Origin of the sequence: Flagellimonas pelagia (genome assembly GCF_003584135.1) — a bacterium.
Lineage (GTDB): Bacteria > Bacteroidota > Bacteroidia > Flavobacteriales > Flavobacteriaceae > Flagellimonas > Flagellimonas pelagia.
Map to the genome: position 1 here is coordinate 333,683 of NZ_QXFI01000013.1, position 21,535 is coordinate 355,217.

Here is a 21,535-nt window from a genome sequence, read left to right on the forward strand (position 1 = left end):
AACATGACGATTATGAAAAACAGAACAAAAGGCCTTGTTGTCATTTTTTTGGTGCTTGGCAATCTTGTGGCCTTTGCACAAAACATTACCATTCAAGGGGTGATCACCGCAGAGGACGATGGTCTTCCGCTACCCGGGGCCAACGTAGTGGTGAAGGATATGGCCATTGGGGCCTCCGCCAACTTTGATGGAGAATATACCTTGGAAGTCCCGAGTGGGGATGTGACTTTGGTTTTCAGCTATCAGGGGTTTAGTTCCCAAGAAGTTTCGGTGGGTGGACAACGGACCATCAATGTAGCCTTGAAAACGGATGTGAACGAATTGGACGAGGTGGTCATCATCGGGTATGGAAGCACGACCAAGAAAGATCTTACGGGGTCTATTGCCACCATTAAATCCGAGGATTTGGAATCAGTACGTTCCACTACGGCCGATGACTTTGTGCAAGGAAGGGTCTCGGGACTGTTATTGACCCAAACTTCGGGTCAACCCGGGGGTGCTACTTCTGTCCGGATTCGGGGAAGTAGTTCCATCAATGCCAGTAATGAACCTTTATATGTAATCGATGGTTTTCCTGTGGACAACAACAGTGACAACCTTTCCGCAGGTGTGGCCGAGGGGCCTTCCATCAATGCCCTTTCTACCTTGAGTGCCAACGATATTGCCTCCATAGATGTGTTGAAGGATGCTTCTGCTACGGCCATTTATGGTTCCCGTGGAGCCAATGGGGTCATCATAATTACCACCAAAAGAGGATTGAATGGGGATGCTCAAATCAATTACGATACCTATTTAGGGGTCAGCGAGGTTATAAAGAAGTTAGATGTACTCAATGCATCACAGTTTGCATTTTATGTGAACGAGTCCAAGTACAATGGTTCGGGGGACCCTAGGTTTTATACAAACCCAACCTCTTTTGGAGTGGGCACCGATTGGCAGGATGAAATTTTTAGGACTGCCATTACCAAAAGCCACGACCTTTCCATAAAGGGAGGGAACCAAGATATCAAGTATGCTGTTTCCGGGTCATATTTAGATCAGGAAGGAGTGGTTATTGAAACCGATTTTAAACGGTACAATTTTCGGGTAAACCTCGATTTTAAGGCTACGGAAAAATTGTCCATTGAAAACTCCCTGAGCTTGAATAGGACCAATTTTAATACCGCGAGGACCGAGACCACAGGAGGGGTGGAGGTTGCCAGTAGTGCCATTACGGGGGCATATCAATTCAATCCCCTGTTGCCTGTTTTTGACCCTGAAGGAAATTACACCAAAGGAAATTTTATTGTTCAGGACGATGGAACCTTTGTGAACGACGTGAGCAACATCCAAGAGCAGATTCCTAACTTCCCAAGTCCGGTAGCCTATCAAAAATTGACCGAAAGCAAGGGGAAGGCCACTAGGATATTGGACAATTTGGCCATTAAATGGGATGTGGCCAAGAATCTGCAATTGAAGACGACTTTGGGGGTGGATTTGAACATCAACGAACAGTTTTATTTTAGGACTGAGGAAATCGATTTTGGAAATTCACCGGGGGCATTTGCGGCCCAAGCCAAGAATACGGCCACCAGCTATTTGGCGGAATCCACTTTGAATTATACCAATACCTTCAACAATAGACATCGTGTGAATGCCTTGGTAGGGGCTTCGTGGCAAGATTTTACCATTGAGTCCCTTTCTGGGAATGCCTTGGGATTCCCTACGGAGAATTTCGGTTCCAACAACTTGGGGCTTGGATTGAACCCTGGGGTCAGTTCCAACATCATAGAGTCCAGATTGATATCCTACTTTGGAAGGGTCAACTACATTTTGGACAACAAGTACATCTTTACGGCCACTTCACGGGTTGATGGTTCATCCAAATTTGGGGATGGCAATAAATATGGATTTTTCCCATCAGGGGCTTTCGCATGGAATGTTTCGGAAGAAGACTTTCTTCAAGACTCCGGACTCTATCTAAAACTGCGTTTGGGGTACGGAATCATAGGGAACGAGTCCATTGCACCCTATTCCGCGCAATCCACATTCAAGCCTACCTATCATTCCTTTAATGATAATGAGGTGGTGGGGCAATTGCCCAGTACACCGGCCAACAGTGCCCTTAAATGGGAGCGTACCGAGCAATACAATATTGGTCTGGACCTTGGATTTTTCAATGACCGATTGGGATTCACTATTGACGGATACCGAAAAAACACGGAAGATTTGTTGCTGAACCTCCAAGTACCTTCACAAACCGGATACATCCAAAGTGTGGTCAATGCCGGAAGTGTGCGCAACGAAGGAATTGAATTGGGTATCAATGCACAAATGTTCAAGGGGAAGTTCAATTGGGACGTTAACCTGACCGGGGCCTATAACAAGAACAAGATTCTGGATTTGGCCGGCTTGGACAATATTCCAACAGGCTTTGGAATTCTGGGTATTACCAATTGGCAGTTGCTTGTGGAAGGTGGCGAGATCGGGGCATTCTACGGTTATGTTTCGGATGGTATTGTTCAATTGGATGATGACCCTGCAACCACCCCAAGGTTTGCAACCGACACGTTTACCCCCGGAGAGCGAAAGTATAAGGATTTAAATGGAGATGGTGTCATCGATGCCGATAACGATAGAACCTTCATCGGAAATCCCATTCCAGAATACACCTTTGGGATAAACAATACCATAACATGGAAGAACTGGGACCTTAACATATTCATGCAAGGGGTGTACGGTAATGAAATAGCCAACTTCAACAGGATCAACCTTGAAAATTTAAATGGCCAAGGAAATGTATTGTTGGAGGCCTTCTCCAACAGATGGACCCCGAACAATCCCAGCAATACCTACACCAGGGCCGCGGATGGTCCTCGTAACATTGTGTTTTCCGATCATTATGTGGAGGATGGGTCTTACTTAAGATTAAAATCGGCCACTTTGGGGTATTCCATACCGGGTAAATTTTTGTCCAAGATGAAAATCAACAAACTTAGATTTTATCTCACAGGAAAGAATCTGTTCACCCTAACCGATTATAGCGGAGTGGACCCAGAGGTCAGCTTTGGAGGACAGAACAACAACCTTAGTGCAGGAGCGGATTTTGGGGGATATCCCACCTCAAGGACCTTTCTCTTGGGTCTTAACGTAAACTTTTAAAAGTCAAAATCATGAAACAATTCAAAAAATATAGAATGTACTTCGCTGCCCTGATTTTGATCTTGGGTTGTGAAAGTGCCTTGGAAGAGGAAGTGAAGACCTTTTATACCGAGGATACATTTTACCAAACAGAGCAGGACGTCAAATTGGCCATTAATGGTATTTATGGACACTTGGGGGCCACATATGATGAAGCATTAAACTCCAAAGGATTGTATTTTGCCAACTATTGGACGGCCAATGCCCTCCTATCCGATGAAGGTGAAACCAGCTTTAATAGAGGAGACGGTTACAACCAGCTCTCTGCGATGGCCCATACACCGGAAAACACCATAGCATTGGAGATTTGGTCCAACCTTTACTTAGGAATAAATGCAGCAAATATGGCCATCATTAATATTCCGGACGTGGATATGGATGAGGATACCAAGGACGATTTATTGGGAGAGGCCCATTTCTTGCGTGGATTGCTTTATTTTGAATTGGTGCGTTTCTTTGGAGAAGTTCCATTACAATTGGAACCACAGATAGTATTTACCTCCAGTGCCTTTCTGGGTAGAGCAGCAATATCTGAAGTATATGCCCAGATTTTTGCAGATTTGACCATAGCCGAAAACAGCCTTCCAACAGAGCAGACGGGCTTGGATAACGGCAGGCCCACAAGTTGGTCCGCCAAAGCTTATATGGCCAAAGCGGCACTTCAACAAGGTGAAGACCTTCAATTGGCCAAAACCAAGTTGGAAGAAATCATGACCAGTGGACGTTTCGAGCTTTGGGAAGACTTCGCGGACGTTTTCAAAATTGCCAACAATAACGGAAAAGAAGTACTGTTTGCCATAAGCTTTTTGGAGGGTACGGATTTGTTCACCACGCTTTGGGAAGGCGGGCATTTGGTCTACAGGACACTCCCAGGCGGGGTATATGGCGGAAGGCCCAATGGTGGCGGACTTGAGATACCCACTATGGCCCTGTACAATTCTTTTGATGATGAGGATAGAAGAAAAGAAGTGACTTTTATGACTGAAGATGTCATCAACGGGGAGTTGGTGGAATTTGACTCTCCCCATATCGTAAAGTATTGGGACCGGGTAGCCGAGCCTCTGGTGAACAATACGGCCAATGACCTTCAACTTATTCGTTATGCGGACATATTGCTCATGTATGCCGAAGTACTGAATGAACAAAATAATGGGAGCACACCAGCAGCGTTGGACGCCATCAACGAAGTAAGAGAAAGGGCAAGATTTGCCGATGGGGTGGAGCGCAATATACTCCCAGATTTATCCGCAATGGGATACGAAGCTTTTAAGGAAGCCATACTGGAAGAACGAAAAAAAGAACTTACGTGGGAAGGCCATCGTTGGTTCGATTTGGTTCGATTTGGCAAACTGGAAGAAAAAGTTACTGAGGCCAAGCCCGGGGTTCCCGTGGCCGCAAGACATAACCTGCTTCCTATACCCCAAAGAGAAAGAGATATTAACCAAAACCTGACACAGAATCCTGGTTATTGATATGAACAACACTTTCTTTAAGGCCCTTAAGGTAGTTTGCATAATGTTGATGACCTTGGGTGGTTTTTCGGCCTGGGCGTCTGAAAACATTGCCAAGCAAGCCACTGTGAGAGTCTCATCCCAGTTGGAAGGAAATGAAGCCTCCAATTTGATTGATGGATTGATCCGCCTGGATGGACAGGGCGAATGGGCCTGTATAGGGGAGCGCAAAGCATGGGGAGCCAATACATTGCCTTGGCTCCAAATGAATTGGGACAGACCGCGGAGCATCAACAGCATTGTCATTTATGATCGTCCCGGTTTGGAGGAGCACACTGCTGGAGGGGTTTTAAGGTTCAGCGATGGTTCCCTGATTCGCGTAAACACCATTCCCAACAATGGCGATGCCAAGAAAGTGGAGTTCCCAACAAAAACAGTGGAATGGGTGCGCTTTGAGGTCACCGATGGGGAAGGGCTCAACCTTGGTCTATCCGAAATGGAAGTATTCGCAGCACCCGATGACAGCACAAATCCCTTGCATTGGGTGAATCCGTTTGTGGAGTCGGCCAAAGGCCGGTATTTTTTCTTCACTCCTGGTGCACACCCCATGGGAATGGTAGCTGCGGCACCGGTGACCCGCAATAAAAATCAATACGGTGGAGGGTACAGTTACAATTCCACGGAAGTATTGGGTTTTGGACAGATTCACGGTTGGTGCCTTTCAGGAATACAGATCATGCCCACGTTGGGGAATATAGACCCTACCTTGGGAGATCAAGGTTGGAAATCCAGTTTTAGTCATGACGATGAAGTGGCCATGCCAGGATATCAACGTTTGTATCTAAAGAAACATCATGTCTGGACAGAACTGACCAGTACCAAGCGTACTACCCTGTATCGCTTTACATATACCCAAGCGGACAAGGCCAGTATATTGACCAATTTGGGAGGATATTTGGGAAATTCAACCATGATCAATGCAGATGTCCGTAAAGTCAGCCAAAATGAACTGGAAGGCTCCTTTGATTCAGCTGGAAGATTTTGGGGCGGACCGGAGAAGGTCAAAGTGTTTTTTGTTATCCAGTTTGATAAACCTTTCCAGACCTTGGAAGGATGGAAGGATAAGGAGAGATTCAGCGATATTACCACTATAAAAGGCTCAGATACCATGACCCGTAGGGATTCGGTCGTTTTTGCTGGAATCACCCAGAGTTATTGGAATGCGCCCACTACCGGTGTTGCTGCTACCTATGATGTAAATGCAGGTGACGAGGTTCAGATGAAAGTGGCCATTTCGTACACCTCCGTGGAAAACGCCCGTAAAAATCTTCAAACCGAAGCACCCCATTGGGACTTTGACCGCTATAAGGAAGATGCCTTCAACATATGGGAAGAGCAGTTGGGGAAGATTGAGGTCAAGGGAGGAACAGAACAACAACGGATAAAATTCTACACAGACCTATGGCACATTTTGTTGGGAAGAAGAATTCTGAACGATGTCAGCGGGGATTATCCTGATTATACCCAGGGAGAGCGCCAAGGAACCTTCACAAAAGCCGACCTGAAAGTAAGAACGCTACCCAAGGATAAGGATGGCAAGTCAAGGTTCAACATGTACAATTTTGATGCGCTTTGGCTCACCCAATGGAACCTGAACATTGTTTGGGGGTTGGCTTGGCCGGAAATTTTGGATGATTTCTCGGCTTCTTTGGTCCAGTATGCGGATAATGGAGGGCTGTTACCCAGAGGTGCCATAGCAGGCGGATATTCCTATATCATGACAGGAAACCCGGCAACGAATATGCTCGTGAGCACCTACATGAAGGATTTGATGACAAAAACAAATCCAAAACATGCCTTCCAAGTGATGAAACGCAATCACATGCCCGGTGGCATGATGAGCGATTCCGCAGAGGACCTTGAGTTTTATATGGCCAATGGATACTGCCCCGATAATGCCGGAAAGACCCTGGAGTGGGCTTTTCAGGATTGGTCGCTTTCCCAAATGGCAAAGAAGATGGGGAAGACAAAGGATCATGCCTATTTCTCAAAAAGAGCTGAAGGGTGGTCCAAATTGTTCCATCCCGACTTAAAGCTGGTATTGCCCAAAGACCGATCGGGGAATTGGCTTCATACGGATTTGCTATCCGGTCAGGGTTGGGTAGAGTCCAACGCGTGGCAAGGAACCTGGTCGGTGTCCCACGGTATTACGGAATTGTCTAAGCTTATGGGTGGAAACGATGTATTATCGGCCAAACTCAACTTTGCTTTTGAGCAAGCAGCTCCCCAGGATTTTGTATTTGGATATTCGGATGGATATGTCAGTTATGCCAACCAGCCGGGCTGTTCCAACGCCCATGTCTTTAATCATGTGCAAAAACCATGGCTTACACAATATTGGGTGAGAAGGGTGAACGAACAGGCTTACGGTGCCACGACCGTGGACCAAGGCTATGGCGGACATGATGAGGACCAAGGCCAGATGAGTGGCGTAAGTGCGTTGATGTCCATGGGACTTTTTAGCTTGACGGGGAACAATTCCATCACCCCTAAATATGAAATTACCAGTCCGGTTTTTGACGAGATAACCATAAAACTCAACCCAACCTATTACCAAGGAAAAGAGTTTACCATCAAAACCTTGGACAACAGTAAAGAGAACAGTTATATCCAAAAGGCAAGGTTGAACAATGAGCCGCTCCAAACATTTTGGTTTACCCATGATGTTTTTCAAAAGGGAGGGGAGCTTATCCTGCAACTTGGGCCTGAACCGAATACCAATTGGGGAATTCAAAATTGAGGGCATAGAATAGAGGAGCCTTCCATTAACAGAAGGAGTATGTAATGAAAAAAGGGATTGTAACATCTGGGATTTGGTCTTTTGTACTCTTGATTTTGGGTGCGTCGTGCACAGAGGGTACAAAGCGGGGGGAATATCTCTTCCGGCCAGTGGCGGCCAAAGTCTCTGGAATCCATTTTTCCAATGACCTTCCCTTGGATGACGATTTGAATATCCTCAACTACATCTACTACTTCAATGGCGGAGGCGTTGCAGTGGGAGATATCAACAATGACGGATGGGATGATCTTTTCTTTACGGGAAACCAAGTTTCCAACAAATTATACCTGAACCAAGGCAATCTAAGGTTCAAGGATATCACCGAGGAAGCAGGTCTGGAGTCCAAAGGATGGTCTTCTGGAGTGAGCATGGTGGATATCAATACAGATGGTTGGTTGGATATTTATGTGTCCCGATCTGGACATTTAGATCCAGAACAACGAAAAAACCTACTCTACATCAACCAAGGTGATGGAACCTTCGAGGAAATGGCTCAGGAATACGGGTTGGCAGATTCTTCGTATTCCACACAATCCGCTTTTTTGGATTATGACAAGGATGGTGATTTGGACATGTACCTGCTCAACCATATGCACCAAATGACCGGGATGAACAATCCTGTGCCACGAAAACTGAATGGGGAATCCGAAAGCAATGACAAACTGTACCGCAACGATGGTGTTGGTCCATTGGGGCACCCGGTCTTTACGGATGTTTCTGATGAAGCTGGTATTACGATCGAAGGGTTTGGTCTTGGGGTAGGGATAAGCGACCTTAATCAAGATGGGTATCCGGATATTTACGTGTCCAACGATTTTATTTCCAATGATATCCTATATATCAACCAAGGGGACGGAACTTTTAAGGACAGATCCAAGGAGTTTCTCAGTCACCAAAGCCATAATGGCATGGGTAATGATATTGCGGATATCAACAACGATGGCCTTACCGATATTTTGGTGTTGGACATGTTGCCGTCGGATAATCGCCGCAGAAAGCTAATGCTGAACAAACCCAATTATAACTTATTTGAATTCAGTAAAAGTTTGGGGTATCAACCCCAATACATGAGAAACACCTTTCAATTGAACAATGGCAAGCATGCCCCGTTCAGTGAGGTGGGCCAACTTATGGGGATTAGCAGTACCGACTGGAGCTGGGGAGGGCTAATGGCGGATTATAATGGTGACGGTCTAAAGGATATGTTCATTACCACGGGCTACTTGAAAGATATGACCGATCTGGATTTTATCGTATATAGGAGGAAACAGTTCAAATTTAGGACCCGAGAGGAAGCGGACAGTATATATTTGGCCAGTATCAATAAACTACCAGAGGTCCCACTCCAAAACTACTTTTACAAGAACAATGGAAGCCTGAATTTTGAAGATACATCATTAAAATGGGCACCAGGGTCGCTAGGATTTTCAAATGGTGCGGTGTACGCAGACCTGGACAATGATGGCGATTTGGACATTGTTACCAATAACATTAATGAAAAAGCAAGTGTACTGGAAAACACATCGTCCCATAAAGGAAATGAAAGACGTAATGGGTTAAAATTAAATTTTAAAGGTCCACAAACCAATCCAAATGGGATAGGGGCGAAAGTATGGGCATATGCAGATGGCAGTGTTCAATTTTTGGAAAACTATACTACTCGTGGATTTCAATCCAGTGTGGCGCCTTCACTGTATTTTGCCTTTCAAGAGCATAAAAGAAAGGACAGTCTTGTGGTAGTTTGGCCAGATGGAAAGAGAAAATCTTATGGCAATTCAGTCATGGACTCCATCGCAACACTTCGATATACCGATGCTACCGAAACAGTCTTGCCAAAAAGGGATATAGAAGAGGGGCAAATTTTTGCAAAGGTGGATGGGTTACTCCAGTTTGAACACCAAGAAATTCCATTTTCAGATTTTGATATAGAACCACTTATTCCACAGAAATTCTCTACTAGTGGGCCCTCACTTGCGGTGGCAGATGCCAATGGGGATGGTCTGGATGATATTTTTATAGGGGGTTCACATGGCTTTCCCGGTCAACTGCATATACAAACCATGGACGGGAAATTTATCGCCAATACTTTGGGGATGGATGCTGAACACGAAGATGTTGGCAGTTTATGGTTTGATGCGGACAATGATGGTGATAATGATCTCTACGTGGTTAGTGGGGGGTCTGAGTTTTCATTGATGAAACCGGGATATTATCAGGATAGATTGTATTTAAATGATGGTCAAGGAAATTTATCCTTGTCCATTGACGCTTTGCCCAATATGAATACAAGCGGAAGCTGTGTAGTTGCTTCGGACTATGATCAGGATGGAGACCTTGATCTTTTTGTTGGGGGAATGGTGGTTCCTGGAAGTTATGGAGTGTCGCCCAAAAGTTATATACTGGAAAACAATCAAGGCAAATTCTCTGATGTAACTGCAGACAGATTGGGTGAACAAGAGTTGGGCATGGTGTCCTCGGCACTTTGGACGGATGTGGACAATGATGGTCGGACCGATCTTATGGTTGTTGGAAAGTGGATGCCGATAACTATTTATCTAAATAAAAAAGAAAGTTTCGAAAAGATAGAATTACCCATTTCAACAGGTTGGTGGAATAGCATCAATGGCGGCGATTTTGATAATGATGGGGATACGGATTACATCATTGGAAACCATGGGACGAACAGTGTTTATAGTGCAACAGAAGAATACCCGATGGAGCTATATGTAGGCGATTTTGATAGGGATGGGAAGATAGACCCACTTATTTCTCAATATAGTTTGAGTCCTGAAGGAAGCTTTAAAAGTTATCCTTTGGCATCCAGGGATTTATTGGCGGAACAAATGGTTTCCATTAAAAGTAGATATAAAAACTACCGTTCCTATGCCGATCTAGAGATCAAGGACCTTCTTTTGAACAGTATGGAGGAAAACCCTATTAAGAAAGAAGTAAGACAGCTAAAGAGCATATATGTTGAGAACCTTGGAGAAGGTAAATTCAAATTAAAGGAATTACCAAAGGAAGCTCAATGGGCCCCGGTTATGGGTACCAATATTACTGATTTAGATCAAGATGGCAATCTCGATGCGGTCCTCATTGGAAATTTCTATGATTACGAAGTGGGTTATGGGCAAAACGATGCTTTTCTCGGGCTTGTTTTAAAAGGGGATGGAAAAGGGAACTTTGTGCCTATGCACCATAAGGCCACTGGTTTTTTAATACACGGGAATGCCAGGGCCTTGGTCAAAGTTATGGGGCAAGACAAAGAATTTTTGGTGTCCTCACTCAACAGGGATAGTATTCAGGTTCATAAAACCCGGAAAGGGTCGGGCAATATAATAGAGATTCCAGCTAATGCGAAGTCTGGAATAATCACTTTAGAAAACGGAATAAAAAGAAAAATAGAATTCTATAACGGTGCGGGTTATTTATCGCAATCCACCAAAAAGATTGTTTTGCCGAAGAATGCCGAAATAGCGTTTAAAACCAATCAAGATTAAAGCTTCATGCAGGATAAAAATACGTACTACCTCGGTATAGATATAGGTGGCAGCCATTTTGCCATGGGTGTTGTTAATGCCGATACGATGTCTTTGTTAACAGGAACAGTAGAGCGTTTTCCTGTGGATAGTGGATTATCGGCCCTGCCTGTATTGAACCAATTGATCCGGGCTATAAAGCAGACCATTACAAATTTTCAAAAACCGATCAAGGGCATTGGAATATCCGTACCCGGTCCATTCGATTATGAACAAGGTGTTTCATACATCTTTGGGCTAAATAAATTTGATTCCCTATATGGGGTCAATATTAAACTGTTCTTGTGGTCCCATCTACAAGACACCTTGGAATCTATTGAACAGATAGCCTTCCTTAATGATGCCGATAGCTTTGTACTTGGTGAGACCTATTCCAATAATTTGCATAGCGGTAAAGTCCTAGGGGTAACGCTGGGCACGGGAATTGGGTCAGGATTTGTGGTCGATGGAAAAGTGGTTACAAATAGCGATGATATACCCGAGGATGGCAATATTTACAACCTTCCCTTTAAAGGGAAAAGAGTAGAGGACTGGATTTCTACCCAATGGTTTTTGGATACTTTTTTCAAAACTTTTGGAGAGTCCGTGGACAATGTGAAACAAATAGCAGACCGTGCGGAAACCTCTGAAAAAGCAAGAGACATTTTTGAACAATATGGACAACATTTGGGAGAAGTGATGTGTTCACTTTCTGGCTCGTTCAAACCCGATGCCCTTGTTATTGGCGGCAGTATCTCAAAAAGTTATCACTTGTTCAACAACGCATTCGAAACGTGTTTTGCGACCCCCAAAAATATTCGAATTACAAAAGGCACGGCCAACGCGGCCATAGTAGGTGCCGTCATTCATTTAACCATTAAACAGAATAAATTGAGCACAAAAAGAAAAACGGAGCAGTATGTGATGCCAATGCGAGCAGATGAGTCTAGAAAAGATGAAGGCTATACGGTGTACCCCTCTTTTGAGATTGCAACAGGGACCGTTTCCATGGGTGTTGAAAACCTTGTTGATGAACTTCCCAAAGAAGGATGTATTCTCATAGATGGTTATATGGGAGCCTACTGGGAGGAGTTTATGGGGCAACTTACCGCTGCCCTTCAAAAAAGGAATGTTGAACATGTCACTTATGATATGGCCTCGGCATATAAGGATGTCGAGAGCATTGAAAAAATGGTAGAACCATTTTTGGGCGGGGATGACCCAGTTTTTGGTAAAATCTATTCAGGTAACCTTAAAGATTTCTTTGATAACCAGAAGCTAAACTCAATCCAGCCAATGGAGGGAATACTAAATGTTTTTTATGGACCAGGGGCGGCCTTAAGTGGGCAGAAAGGGACCATTATCTATATAGATGTACCCAAGAACGAAATACAGTTCCGTTCCAGAGCTGGACAAGTTGCCAATTTGGGCAATGTCATGGTTGAGGATAACAAACAACAGTACAAACGAATGTACTTTATTGATTGGCAGGTACTCAATAAACACAAGCAACAACTTTTAAAGGATATTGATTTTGTTGTTGATGGACAGTTTGGGAGTGACATTACTTGGTGTGACGGCGATACCTTGAGGAAGGGACTACAAGAAATGGCATCACATGCCTTTAGACCAAGACCTTGGTTTTCCCCTGGAATTTGGGGAGGCGATTGGATGAAGGAGAGATTTGGTGAGTTGGCCCAAGACGTTCCTAATTATGCATGGTCCTTTGAGTTGATCGCCCCGGAAAATGGAATTGTAATCTCTAAAAATGGAGTGAGGCTGGAAGTATCCTTTGATTTTTTGATGTTCCACGACAATCAGGCTATTTTGGGTGAAGCTGCAAGTATTTTTGGTACCGAATTCCCTATTCGATTTGATTACTTGGATACGGTTAATGGACAAAATCTATCCCTACAATGTCATCCCACGGTTGCGTATATGCGAGAAAATTTTGGACATACTTTCACTCAGGATGAAACCTATTACATATTGGATGCGGAACCAGGAGCGAAAGTCTATTTAGGGTTCAACGAAGGCGTTCAAAAAGAAGAATTCCGCAATGCCTTGGAACAGAGTCATAGTGAAGCAAAACCTATGCCAGTTGAGGATTATGTCCAAACCTTTGAGGCAAAAAAACACGACCTCTTCCTTATACCAAACGGAACGGTACATTGTTCCGGAATTGGTAACTTGGTTTTGGAAATCAGTAGTACACCTTACATCTTTACATTTAAGATGTACGATTGGATGCGAATGGATTTGGATGGAAAACCAAGGCCGTTGAACATAAAGCGTGGTGTGGAAAACCTCAATATGGAATGTCAGGGAGATAAGGTGCAAGCGGAGTATATCTCCAAACCAGAGGTGTTGCAGTCTGGTGATGACTGGAAAATGATTAAGCTGCCTACACACCCTAAGCATTTTTACGAAATCCATAGATATGAACTAGATAGTGAAATGACCGTATCGACCAATGGGCAGTGTCATATCCTTAATTTAGTGGAAGGCACCAAAATCAATGTTATGGCCAATGGAAGAAGTATGGATGTGCACTATGCGGAGACATTTGTGGTTCCAGCTGCCGCGGGTAGTTATACCATCAAAAATTTGGGTACAGGAACTGCCAAAGTGGTCCAATCCAATGTAAAACCGGAGATTAGTAAAACGGGCCTATAATCAACAGTAGAGCATGGAAGCACAAAAAAACAATTACCTTTTAAAGATTACGGCCATTGGGGCCCTGGGCGGATTTTTGTTCGGATATGACACTGCTGTGATCTCCGGAGCTATCGGTTTTATGGAAACGAAGTTTTCCCTGACCCCTTCACTAAAAGGGTGGGCAGTGTCCAGTGCCATTGTGGGCTGTGTTATTGGAGCCTTGACAGCTGGGTATACAGCCGATAGGATTGGCCGTAAAAAGGCCTTGATCATCACAGCGTTGCTATTTGCCCTGTCTGCCGTTGGTTGTTTGTTGGCACCAAGTTTCACACTTTTGGTGATTGCAAGGATCATTGGAGGTGTAGGAGTTGGTGCGGCTTCCATGCTTTCACCTTTGTATATTTCGGAGATTTCACCGGCGGAAAAAAGAGGTTCTTTGGTCTCTCTGTACCAGTTGGGAATCGTTTTGGGAATTATCATAGTGTATTTCTGCAATTATTTAGTGTCGCAATCAGGCGACGAAGCTTGGAATATTGAATACGGATGGCGTTATATGCTGGGATCAGAGGCTATACCGGCCATATTGTTTTTGGTGGCCTTGTTTTTCGTGCCCGAAAGTCCAAGGTGGCTCTCCAAAAATGGAAACAATGCAGTTGCACTTCAAATCTTGGAAAGATTGAATCCGAAGGAAGAAGCACAAAAAGTCCATCAAGAAATAAAGACGGCCCTTCAACAGGAAAAGGGCAAATTGTCGGAATTGTTCGAAAAGGGATTCAGGACCGCGATCATTATTGGGATTGTCCTTGCACTTTTTTCACAGATTACCGGTATAAATGCCATTATGTATTACGCTCCGGAAATATTGAAATCTGCTGGTTTTGGGGTGGACTCTGCCCTTATGCAAACGGTTCTTATTGGCGTGATAAACTCCATATTCACCTTTGTAGCCATTAAATACATAGATAAAGCAGGGAGAAGAAAACTATTGTTATGGGGAATAACGGGTATGATAATATGTTTGTTGGTCATTGGGGGCTTATATCGATTTGATGCTCTTCAAGGACCATGGCTGCTCATTTTCATATTGGGTTTTGTAGCTTGTTTTGCATCTTCCTTAGGGCCTATCCCATGGGTGTTGATTTCGGAAATTTTTCCAACAAAAGTGCGCGGGGTGGCCATGTCCATATGTGTAATGGTACTATGGATAGGGGTTATGCTAATATCACAATTCACCCCCGTTTTATTGAGCGACCTAGGACCTTCCTTTACATTTTGGTTGTTTATGGTCAATGCCATTTTCCTATGGGTATTCACATATAAAATGATTCCTGAGACCAAGGGCAAGACCTTGGAAGAAATTGAAATGGGTTGGAAAAAATAAAGCTATTATGATAAGAACATGCTCAAAGCTAATGTGGTCAATTCTCTTACTTATACCCATGTTGATGTGTGGGCAAATAGAATTACCGCCAGTTTTTTCATCCAATATGGTATTGCCTCGTAATGTAAATATTCCCATTACGGGAACAGCCAAACCAAAAGCCGGATTGACCGTCTCCATCGGTGGACAAATCCATAGGGTCAAATCCAATAAAAGTGGAGCCTGGAAGGTGACATTAGATCCAATGCCCCATGGAGGACCTTTTATTCTGGAGATTGAAGAAGGAAATGGGGAAAAACTGGTCTTGGAAAACCTGTTGGTTGGTGATCTTTGGCTTTGTGCAGGGCAATCCAATATGCAGTATACGCCCAATATGCTAAATTACACCGAAACCGCGGATAATGATTATGATGTCCCCAATCTTAGGCTTTGCTCTGTGTGGGTAGACCGGGATTATCTCCCTAGGGAAAAAGTGTCCAATGCAATTTGGCAGGAAGTGACCAAGGAAACGGCTAGAAACTTCAGTGCCGTCGGATATTTTTTCGGAAAAGAATTGGTCAAGGAGAAAGACATTCCTATTGGACTGGTTAGCAGTAATCTTGGGGCCACGGCCATTGAGACATGGATGGGGATGGATGTTCTTAAAACCTTTCCTCAGTTTGATGAGGTCACTGGAAAAGTAACCAAAATCAATAAAAGTTTTGAAACCTTGGATTCGGAGTTTAAGAAGTTCAGAAAAAAATGGGATGACAAATATTACTTGAAAGGACCCGGGATAGAAGAAAAGTGGTACGAGCAAGGGTATGACTATTCGGATTGGGAAGAATGTACCTTGCCCGCTTTTTGGTCTGATTTTGGATATGGGTCACACGATGGGAGCATTTGGTTCAAGCGCACTTTTGATTTGGATGCTGACCAATTAAAGAGTGATTTCAATATTGTTCTCAACCAAATTGATGATTATGATAGGGTATGGGTCAATGGGGTACAGATAGGGGAGTCTTTTGGAAAAAGCAATTTCAGGAATTATTCCGCATCCAAAGATATTCTTCGGGAAAAGGGAAATATACTCACCGTACGTGTTTTTGATGTTGGCGGAAAGGGAGGAATCTACACCAATGCCTTTTGGGGCAATTCCATCCTCAACGGAACTTGGAAGTACAAAAAAGGAGTGAGTATAGACAGTAATCGGTTTCCGCAACCTGAAGTGTCCAATGGCAGTCCATTCTCGCACCCTATGCTCTTGTACAATGCCAGTATAGCTCCCTTACATAAATTGCCCATAGCAGGGGTAATTTGGTATCAAGGAGAATCCAATGCGTCCAGAGCAGTGGAATATGGTTCTTTGCTGCCAGCTATGATCCAAGATTGGCGAGAAAAATGGAACCATCCCAAAATGTCTTTTTTGGTAGTTCAATTGGCCAATTACCGACAAGAGGATAAAACACCTACAAATAGTAACTGGGCAGAACTCCGCGAGTCCCAAATGAAAGCTACTGCTTTGGAAAATGTTGACATTGTTACTGCCATAGATATTGGTGAGGCCAATGACATCCACCCTTATAATAAAAAAGAAGTAGGAAGAAGATTGGCATTGTTGGCCAAACATTACAATTATGGGGACATACTTAAAAAAGGCCCTGTTTACAAATCCCATAGTCTAAACGATACATCCATTTTGGTCGAGTTTGAGACCCATGGAGGTAAATTGGTTAGTAAGGACAAGTATGGCTATTTAAGGGGCTTTGCCATAGCTGGGAAGAATGGCGAGTTCAAATGGGCCAAAGCAGAGTTGGTAACTACGAACACGGTAAAGGTGTACCATGAAAATATCAAAAATCCAAAGTATGTAAGGTACGCTTGGTCTGATAATCCCGGACAATTGGACTTGACAAATGCAGAAGGACTGCCCGCGTTTCCTTTCCGAACCGATAGTTTTGAGTTGGGCACTTCCAAGAAAACATATCAATACGATTCCCATGCATTTTAAATATAAAATAGGAAGCTTTCTAATTGTATTATTGTTGTCCACTAATCGGATTTCGGCGCAAGAAAAGTCGGTGCAGGATATCGGTTCATATGACTTTCAGGCAGCGCCGGCCCCCGAATGGACAGAGTTAATGGAGCGTACCTCGGGTTGGTTTGGGGCAGATGGGATATTTACCATTCCTTTAGATGGTGTGGAAAATCAAGGAGACGGAGAAAAAGAGACCCTCTTTATTTTTAGCGACACCTATGTAGGAGAGGTTGTAAACAATGTGCCAAAACCCGGTAATGTTATGGTGAACAATACTACCGCATGGATGAAGGGGCTGGAACCAAAGAAATCGGCCATTGATTTTGAGTACAATTTGGATGGTGATGGGAAGCCAACATCCTATTTTGTTCCAAATAATATAAATGCCAAAGCCAATGAGTATTTCTGGTTGGGGGATGGGTTTATAAACCATCATAAGGACAATGCGCTCTACCTATTTGCCTATCATGTACATAAAACCGGTCCCAATGTTTTTGATTTTGAACAGACCAACATAACATTGTTGAAAGTTGATGACCCTACCAAAGAAGGAATCTCAACATCGACTCAAATAGCGACCGATTTAGGGTTTGTGCACCCAACAGAAGGGCGGGTATATTTTGGTAGCGGACTTTTCGTGAATACTAAGGAAGCCAATGCACCAAATCCAGATGGATATGTTTACATCTATGGTATCATGGAACGGCAAAAGTCCTTGATAGCCGCAAGGGTACTACCTGAAAATGTTGAAAATGTTGACGAATGGCGTTTCTGGAACGGTAGGGAATGGGTGGTGCAAAAGGAAGAGGTCGCGGAAATAACAAATGCAGTTTCCAACGAACTCAGCGTAACTCCAACAGAAGACGGCAATTTTTTACTCACGTTTACGGTTTTGGGCCTTTCCGATAAGGTAGGTATACGTGTGGGGACAAGCCCTGTGGGGCCCTTTGGTGAAATCCATGAGGTGTATACTTGCCCGGAATACAAGGAAAAAGGACTTTTCCCGTACAACGCAAAAGCGCATTATCATTTATCAAAACCCGGGGAACTGTTGATCAGTTACAATACAATTACGCTAAACTTTTGGGAAGATATTCAAAAAGACGCGAGTATATATCACCCTAGATTTATAAAAGTAAAATATAAGTAAACGAGTACTGGACTTAAAAAAAAACATATGAAAAACTGGATAAATGGAATGACAATTAGGGTAAGTATTTTGTCAATTGTCATGACGAGTATAGGCTGCAAAGACAAAACAAAAGAAACACCGATAGCGGATAATAATAAAGAACCAGAGACTATTGTTGCTGTAACATCCCCTAAATGGAGCCAGCTCTTTATTAAAAATGAAGGATGGTTTGGTGGAGATGGCATTTTTGGAATTCCTATGGATGGCAAAGAATTTGTTGCCGCAACAGATAGCACGGTCACACTTTTTACTTTTGGGGACACCATGATTGGCCATCATGATGGGCAAAGCTTACAGCCGGAAGATTTTTTAATGATCAATAACTCCGTGGGAATCCTGAAAGGCAAAGAACCAAATGCAGATAATATTACGTTCTATTGGAAAGAAAGCGAGGGTCAACAGGCCAAAGCACTTTTTAAGCCCAACACACCAAACTCCAGACCACATGATTATTATTGGTTGGGAGATGGATTTGTAAACACAGAGGGAGACGAAAACCTTTATGTTTTTGCTTACCCGGTTCGGGAAAAAGATACCACGGGTATAGGAGGTTTTAATTTTGAACAAGTTGGCGTAAATTTATTGCAAATACCCAAGAACAGTACGCCTCCGTATTTAGATCATACCCAATTGGAAACTCCATTTTTTGATTCAGCAACCCAAACTTCATTTGGCAGTGCCATTTATGTGAACACGGAATCAGCGGGAGCTCCGGACCCCGATGGCCATATCTATACATATGCGGTGTCCAACCAAGAAGGTACCAAGGGCCTGTTGGTCGCAAGGGTATTGCCCGAGTATTTGACAAAGTTTGATCACTGGAAATTTTGGAACGGTCAAGATTGGGTGGCAGAAATGGAAGAAGCAATTATGATAGCCAAGGATGTTTCCAATGAAATGAGCGTATCCCCTTTATCTGATGGCAGAATTGTATTGACCTACCAACGTTTTACCATGGGACCTGAGGTGGCCATACAAATTGGCGAGTCCCTCGTTGGGCCATTTGAGGAGCCTGAAATAGTGTATTTGACCACTGAGAATGATACCCATAAAACCTATTTCACATATAACGCCAAGGCTTACCCGCACCTATCTAAACCTGGTACTCTTTTAGCAAGCTATAATGTGAATTCATTTGATTTTTGGGCAGATATTTTAAAGGACCCCAATCTATACAGACCACGGTTCCTTGAAATCTCTTTGGAATAGTGGCTTAACGTTTAATGTCTATACTATAAGTGAATTGATCGGCCCGGTAATAACCTATGTTGTATTCTATAGGTCTATTGCCAGGGTCGTAGACTACCCGTTTTCTTTGTAGAATGGCCGAATTTACCGGAACTCCCAATTTCTCCGCAAGAAATTTATTGGCTAAAATAGCGCTTATTTGTTCTCTGGAAAGAACAGGGATGGTATGATATTCATGTTCCAAGATATCGTAGAGATGACGTTCAAAATCCTCATTTCCTGTAATGCCTATTCTTGGGTGAAAATAACTCACGAAGTATACAAAAGGACCGTTGTCCAAACCACGAAGTCTTTCTAATCTGAAAAGTTCATGCCCCTCCTTTACTTCCAATTGTTCCGAAATTTCCGCGCTTACTTTGATTTGGGAAACCTTGATTTCGTAATTTCTAAAGTTAATCCCTTGAGCGTGCATTTCTTGGCTAAAACTAACCCAATTGGATAGCTTGGTTTCGACCTGCTTTTTTGCTACTTTGGTGCCAACCCCTTTTTTTCTTATCAACAGCTTTTCTTGAACCAACCTATTGGTGGCCTGCCGAATTGTATTCCTGGAAATCCCAAGTCGTTTGGATAGGTCAACTTCCTTAGGTAAAAACTTGCCATTTTGGTAATCTGGGTCGTTTATCATATCACGAAGGATTTCCTCAACCTGTAGATGCAAGGGTACTGGACTATCGTGATCGATGCTAAGGGACTTAAGGTTAAGTATGTTCTTTTGTTGAGACATTAAACAAACTTATAAAATTTGTGTCAAACATTTGAAAATATTGATAAGATGATAGACCAAACTGGAATGATTGAATACAGAGAATAATTTAAAACTAGTTGTTTGTGTAGATACCCCGATCTTTAGGACAGTTTTTCTACAAAACCAATATAATTATCAAGCTGCTCTCTTGAATAGATCGATGGGTCTTTCATAGTCGATGGACTGATGTCTTCTTTCATGGTTGTAATAATCAAAGTACTCTGCCAATAACAGATAGAGTTCCATACCATCCTTTGGAGGGTTCAGATAGATTTTCTCATACTTTACATTCCTCCAAAGCCTTTCGATAAAGGCATTGTCGGTGGCCCTTCCCTTGCCGTCCATGCTCAGGCGTATTCCCTGACCCAAAACATAGTTGGCAAACTCCTCGGCAGTGAACTGGCTCCCCTGGTCCGTATTGAGGATCTCCGGTGTCCCGTGCTCACCTATGGTCTCTTCCAATGTTTCCCTGCACCATTGGGCATCCATGGAATTGGACACGCTCCAGTTCAGGACATAGCGGCTGTGCAGGTCGATGATGGCCACCAGATAGAGATATCCCTGTTGCATGGGGATATAGGTAATATCTGTGGCCCAGACCTGATTGGGCCTGTCAACGGTCAGGTTCCTCAGCAGGTACGGATACGTTCTGTGGTCCTTGCACCTTCGGGAGGTATGTTTTCCCGGAAGGACGGCCCTGAGGCCCATTACCTTGTAATAGAGCCGTTCGATACGGTTCCTGCTCACCTTGTACCCTCTGTCCCTGGTCAGCCAGATGTGCATCCGCTTGGCCCCTTTGAAGGGATGGTGGAGGTAATGCTCGTCCATCTCGCGCATGAGCCTCAGGTTCAGTTCGCTCTCGCCCCTTGGCCTGTAATAGAGCCCCGAGCGATGGACCGACAATGTTCTGCACTGCCTTGCAATGCTCATCTTGGAATGACCCTTGCGTATCATTTTTCTGCGTTCGGAGAGTGGTCTCAGCGCAAGGCGTCCTTTAAAAAATCGTTCTCGACCTTCAACTGGCCTATGGCCTTTAGAAGTTTGTCCTTCTCCCTTTCGGTCTCGCTGCGGGCATCCTTCTTGCCCGATTCGAACACCTGCTCGGCCCCATCAAGGAAATCGCGCTTCCAAGCGCTGATCTGGGTAGGGTGTATCTCGTACTTCTGGGCAAGTTCGGCAAGGCTATGCCGTTCCTTCAAGGCTTCCAGGACCACTTTGGTCTTGAACTTCGGGGTAAACTTTCTTCGTGTCATATTCAGTAAATTTAATGATTAAACTTACTGCCCTAGTTTTTGGGGTATCTACA

At 43.8% G+C, this 21,535-nt stretch carries 12 protein-coding genes; 9 read left to right on the forward strand and 3 right to left on the reverse strand.

Going from position 1 to position 21,535, the window contains the following annotated elements:
* Nucleotides 1–12 precede the first annotated feature (12 nt).
* The 9 genes from D2V05_RS05950 (at nt 13) to D2V05_RS05990 (ending at nt 19,445) form a co-directional block, all read left to right on the forward strand.
* Nucleotides 13–3,141 (forward strand): SusC/RagA family TonB-linked outer membrane protein, encoded by a 3,129-nt coding sequence (locus tag D2V05_RS05950; RefSeq protein ID WP_177190121.1) that lies wholly within the window; start codon nt 13–15, stop codon nt 3,139–3,141.
* Between the two features lie 11 nt (nt 3,142–3,152).
* Nucleotides 3,153–4,652, forward strand: a complete 1,500-nt coding sequence (locus D2V05_RS05955; RefSeq protein WP_072879457.1) for a RagB/SusD family nutrient uptake outer membrane protein — start codon at nt 3,153–3,155, stop codon at nt 4,650–4,652.
* A 1-nt stretch (nt 4,653) separates the two neighbouring features.
* Nucleotides 4,654–7,431 carry a GH92 family glycosyl hydrolase gene (locus D2V05_RS05960; protein WP_083569646.1) on the forward strand — a complete coding sequence of 926 codons (2,778 nt, stop codon included), beginning with the start codon at nt 4,654–4,656 and terminating at the stop codon, nt 7,429–7,431.
* Nucleotides 7,432–7,475: 44 nt separating this feature from the next.
* On the forward strand, nt 7,476–10,970 hold the full coding sequence (locus D2V05_RS05965) for a VCBS repeat-containing protein (RefSeq protein WP_072879459.1): 3,495 nt from the start codon (nt 7,476–7,478) through the stop codon (nt 10,968–10,970).
* A 6-nt stretch (nt 10,971–10,976) separates the two neighbouring features.
* On the forward strand, nt 10,977–13,664 hold the full coding sequence (locus tag D2V05_RS05970) for an ROK family protein (RefSeq protein WP_119646634.1): 2,688 nt from the start codon (nt 10,977–10,979) through the stop codon (nt 13,662–13,664).
* Nucleotides 13,665–13,677: 13 nt separating this feature from the next.
* Nucleotides 13,678–15,027, forward strand: coding sequence for a sugar porter family MFS transporter (locus tag D2V05_RS05975; RefSeq protein ID WP_072879464.1), 1,350 nt, complete (start codon nt 13,678–13,680; stop codon nt 15,025–15,027).
* A 64-nt stretch (nt 15,028–15,091) separates the two neighbouring features.
* On the forward strand, nt 15,092–17,017 hold the full coding sequence (locus D2V05_RS05980) for a sialate O-acetylesterase (RefSeq protein WP_178340533.1): 1,926 nt from the start codon (nt 15,092–15,094) through the stop codon (nt 17,015–17,017).
* Nucleotides 17,007–18,194, forward strand: coding sequence for a DUF4185 domain-containing protein (locus tag D2V05_RS05985; RefSeq protein WP_072879468.1), 1,188 nt, complete (start codon nt 17,007–17,009; stop codon nt 18,192–18,194). The genes D2V05_RS05980 and D2V05_RS05985 overlap by 11 nt, the downstream gene beginning before the upstream one ends.
* Nucleotides 18,195–18,221: 27 nt before the next feature.
* Complete coding sequence (locus tag D2V05_RS05990) at nt 18,222–19,445, forward strand: DUF4185 domain-containing protein (protein ID WP_083569649.1); 1,224 nt, start codon at nt 18,222–18,224, stop codon at nt 19,443–19,445.
* A gap of 4 nt (nt 19,446–19,449) precedes the next feature.
* Here the strand turns inward: D2V05_RS05990 and D2V05_RS05995 are convergent, their stop codons facing one another.
* The 3 genes from D2V05_RS05995 to D2V05_RS06005 all read right to left on the reverse strand — a co-directional run bounded on the left by D2V05_RS05995 (nt 19,450) and on the right by D2V05_RS06005 (nt 21,482).
* Nucleotides 19,450–20,208, reverse strand: a complete 759-nt coding sequence (locus D2V05_RS05995; RefSeq protein WP_072879472.1) for a GntR family transcriptional regulator — start codon at nt 20,206–20,208, stop codon at nt 19,450–19,452.
* Between the two features lie 156 nt (nt 20,209–20,364).
* Nucleotides 20,365–21,183 carry an IS3 family transposase gene (locus D2V05_RS06000; protein ID WP_119645567.1) on the reverse strand — a complete coding sequence of 273 codons (819 nt, stop codon included), beginning with the start codon at nt 21,181–21,183 and terminating at the stop codon, nt 20,365–20,367.
* A 23-nt stretch (nt 21,184–21,206) separates the two neighbouring features.
* Nucleotides 21,207–21,482: a transposase gene (locus tag D2V05_RS06005; protein WP_072882405.1), complete on the reverse strand. Its 276-nt coding sequence runs from the start codon at nt 21,480–21,482 to the stop codon at nt 21,207–21,209.
* Nucleotides 21,483–21,535 lie beyond the last annotated feature (53 nt).

What these genes read in the sequence shown, in the direction of transcription:
- D2V05_RS05950 (WP_177190121.1), top strand. Translation starts at nt 13, where the DNA reads ATGAAAAACAGAACAAAAGGCCTTGTTGTCATTTTTTTGGTGCTTGGC.
- D2V05_RS05955 (WP_072879457.1), top strand. Translation starts at nt 3,153, where the DNA reads ATGAAACAATTCAAAAAATATAGAATGTACTTCGCTGCCCTGATTTTG.
- D2V05_RS05960 (WP_083569646.1), top strand. Translation starts at nt 4,654, where the DNA reads ATGAACAACACTTTCTTTAAGGCCCTTAAGGTAGTTTGCATAATGTTG.
- D2V05_RS05965 (WP_072879459.1), top strand. Translation starts at nt 7,476, where the DNA reads ATGAAAAAAGGGATTGTAACATCTGGGATTTGGTCTTTTGTACTCTTG.
- D2V05_RS05970 (WP_119646634.1), top strand. Translation starts at nt 10,977, where the DNA reads ATGCAGGATAAAAATACGTACTACCTCGGTATAGATATAGGTGGCAGC.
- D2V05_RS05975 (WP_072879464.1), top strand. Translation starts at nt 13,678, where the DNA reads ATGGAAGCACAAAAAAACAATTACCTTTTAAAGATTACGGCCATTGGG.
- D2V05_RS05980 (WP_178340533.1), top strand. Translation starts at nt 15,092, where the DNA reads ATGTGTGGGCAAATAGAATTACCGCCAGTTTTTTCATCCAATATGGTA.
- D2V05_RS05985 (WP_072879468.1), top strand. Translation starts at nt 17,007, where the DNA reads ATGCATTTTAAATATAAAATAGGAAGCTTTCTAATTGTATTATTGTTG.
- D2V05_RS05990 (WP_083569649.1), top strand. Translation starts at nt 18,222, where the DNA reads ATGAAAAACTGGATAAATGGAATGACAATTAGGGTAAGTATTTTGTCA.
- D2V05_RS05995 (WP_072879472.1), bottom strand. Translation starts at nt 20,208, where the DNA reads ATGTCTCAACAAAAGAACATACTTAACCTTAAGTCCCTTAGCATCGAT.
- D2V05_RS06000 (WP_119645567.1), bottom strand. Translation starts at nt 21,183, where the DNA reads ATGATACGCAAGGGTCATTCCAAGATGAGCATTGCAAGGCAGTGCAGA.
- D2V05_RS06005 (WP_072882405.1), bottom strand. Translation starts at nt 21,482, where the DNA reads ATGACACGAAGAAAGTTTACCCCGAAGTTCAAGACCAAAGTGGTCCTG.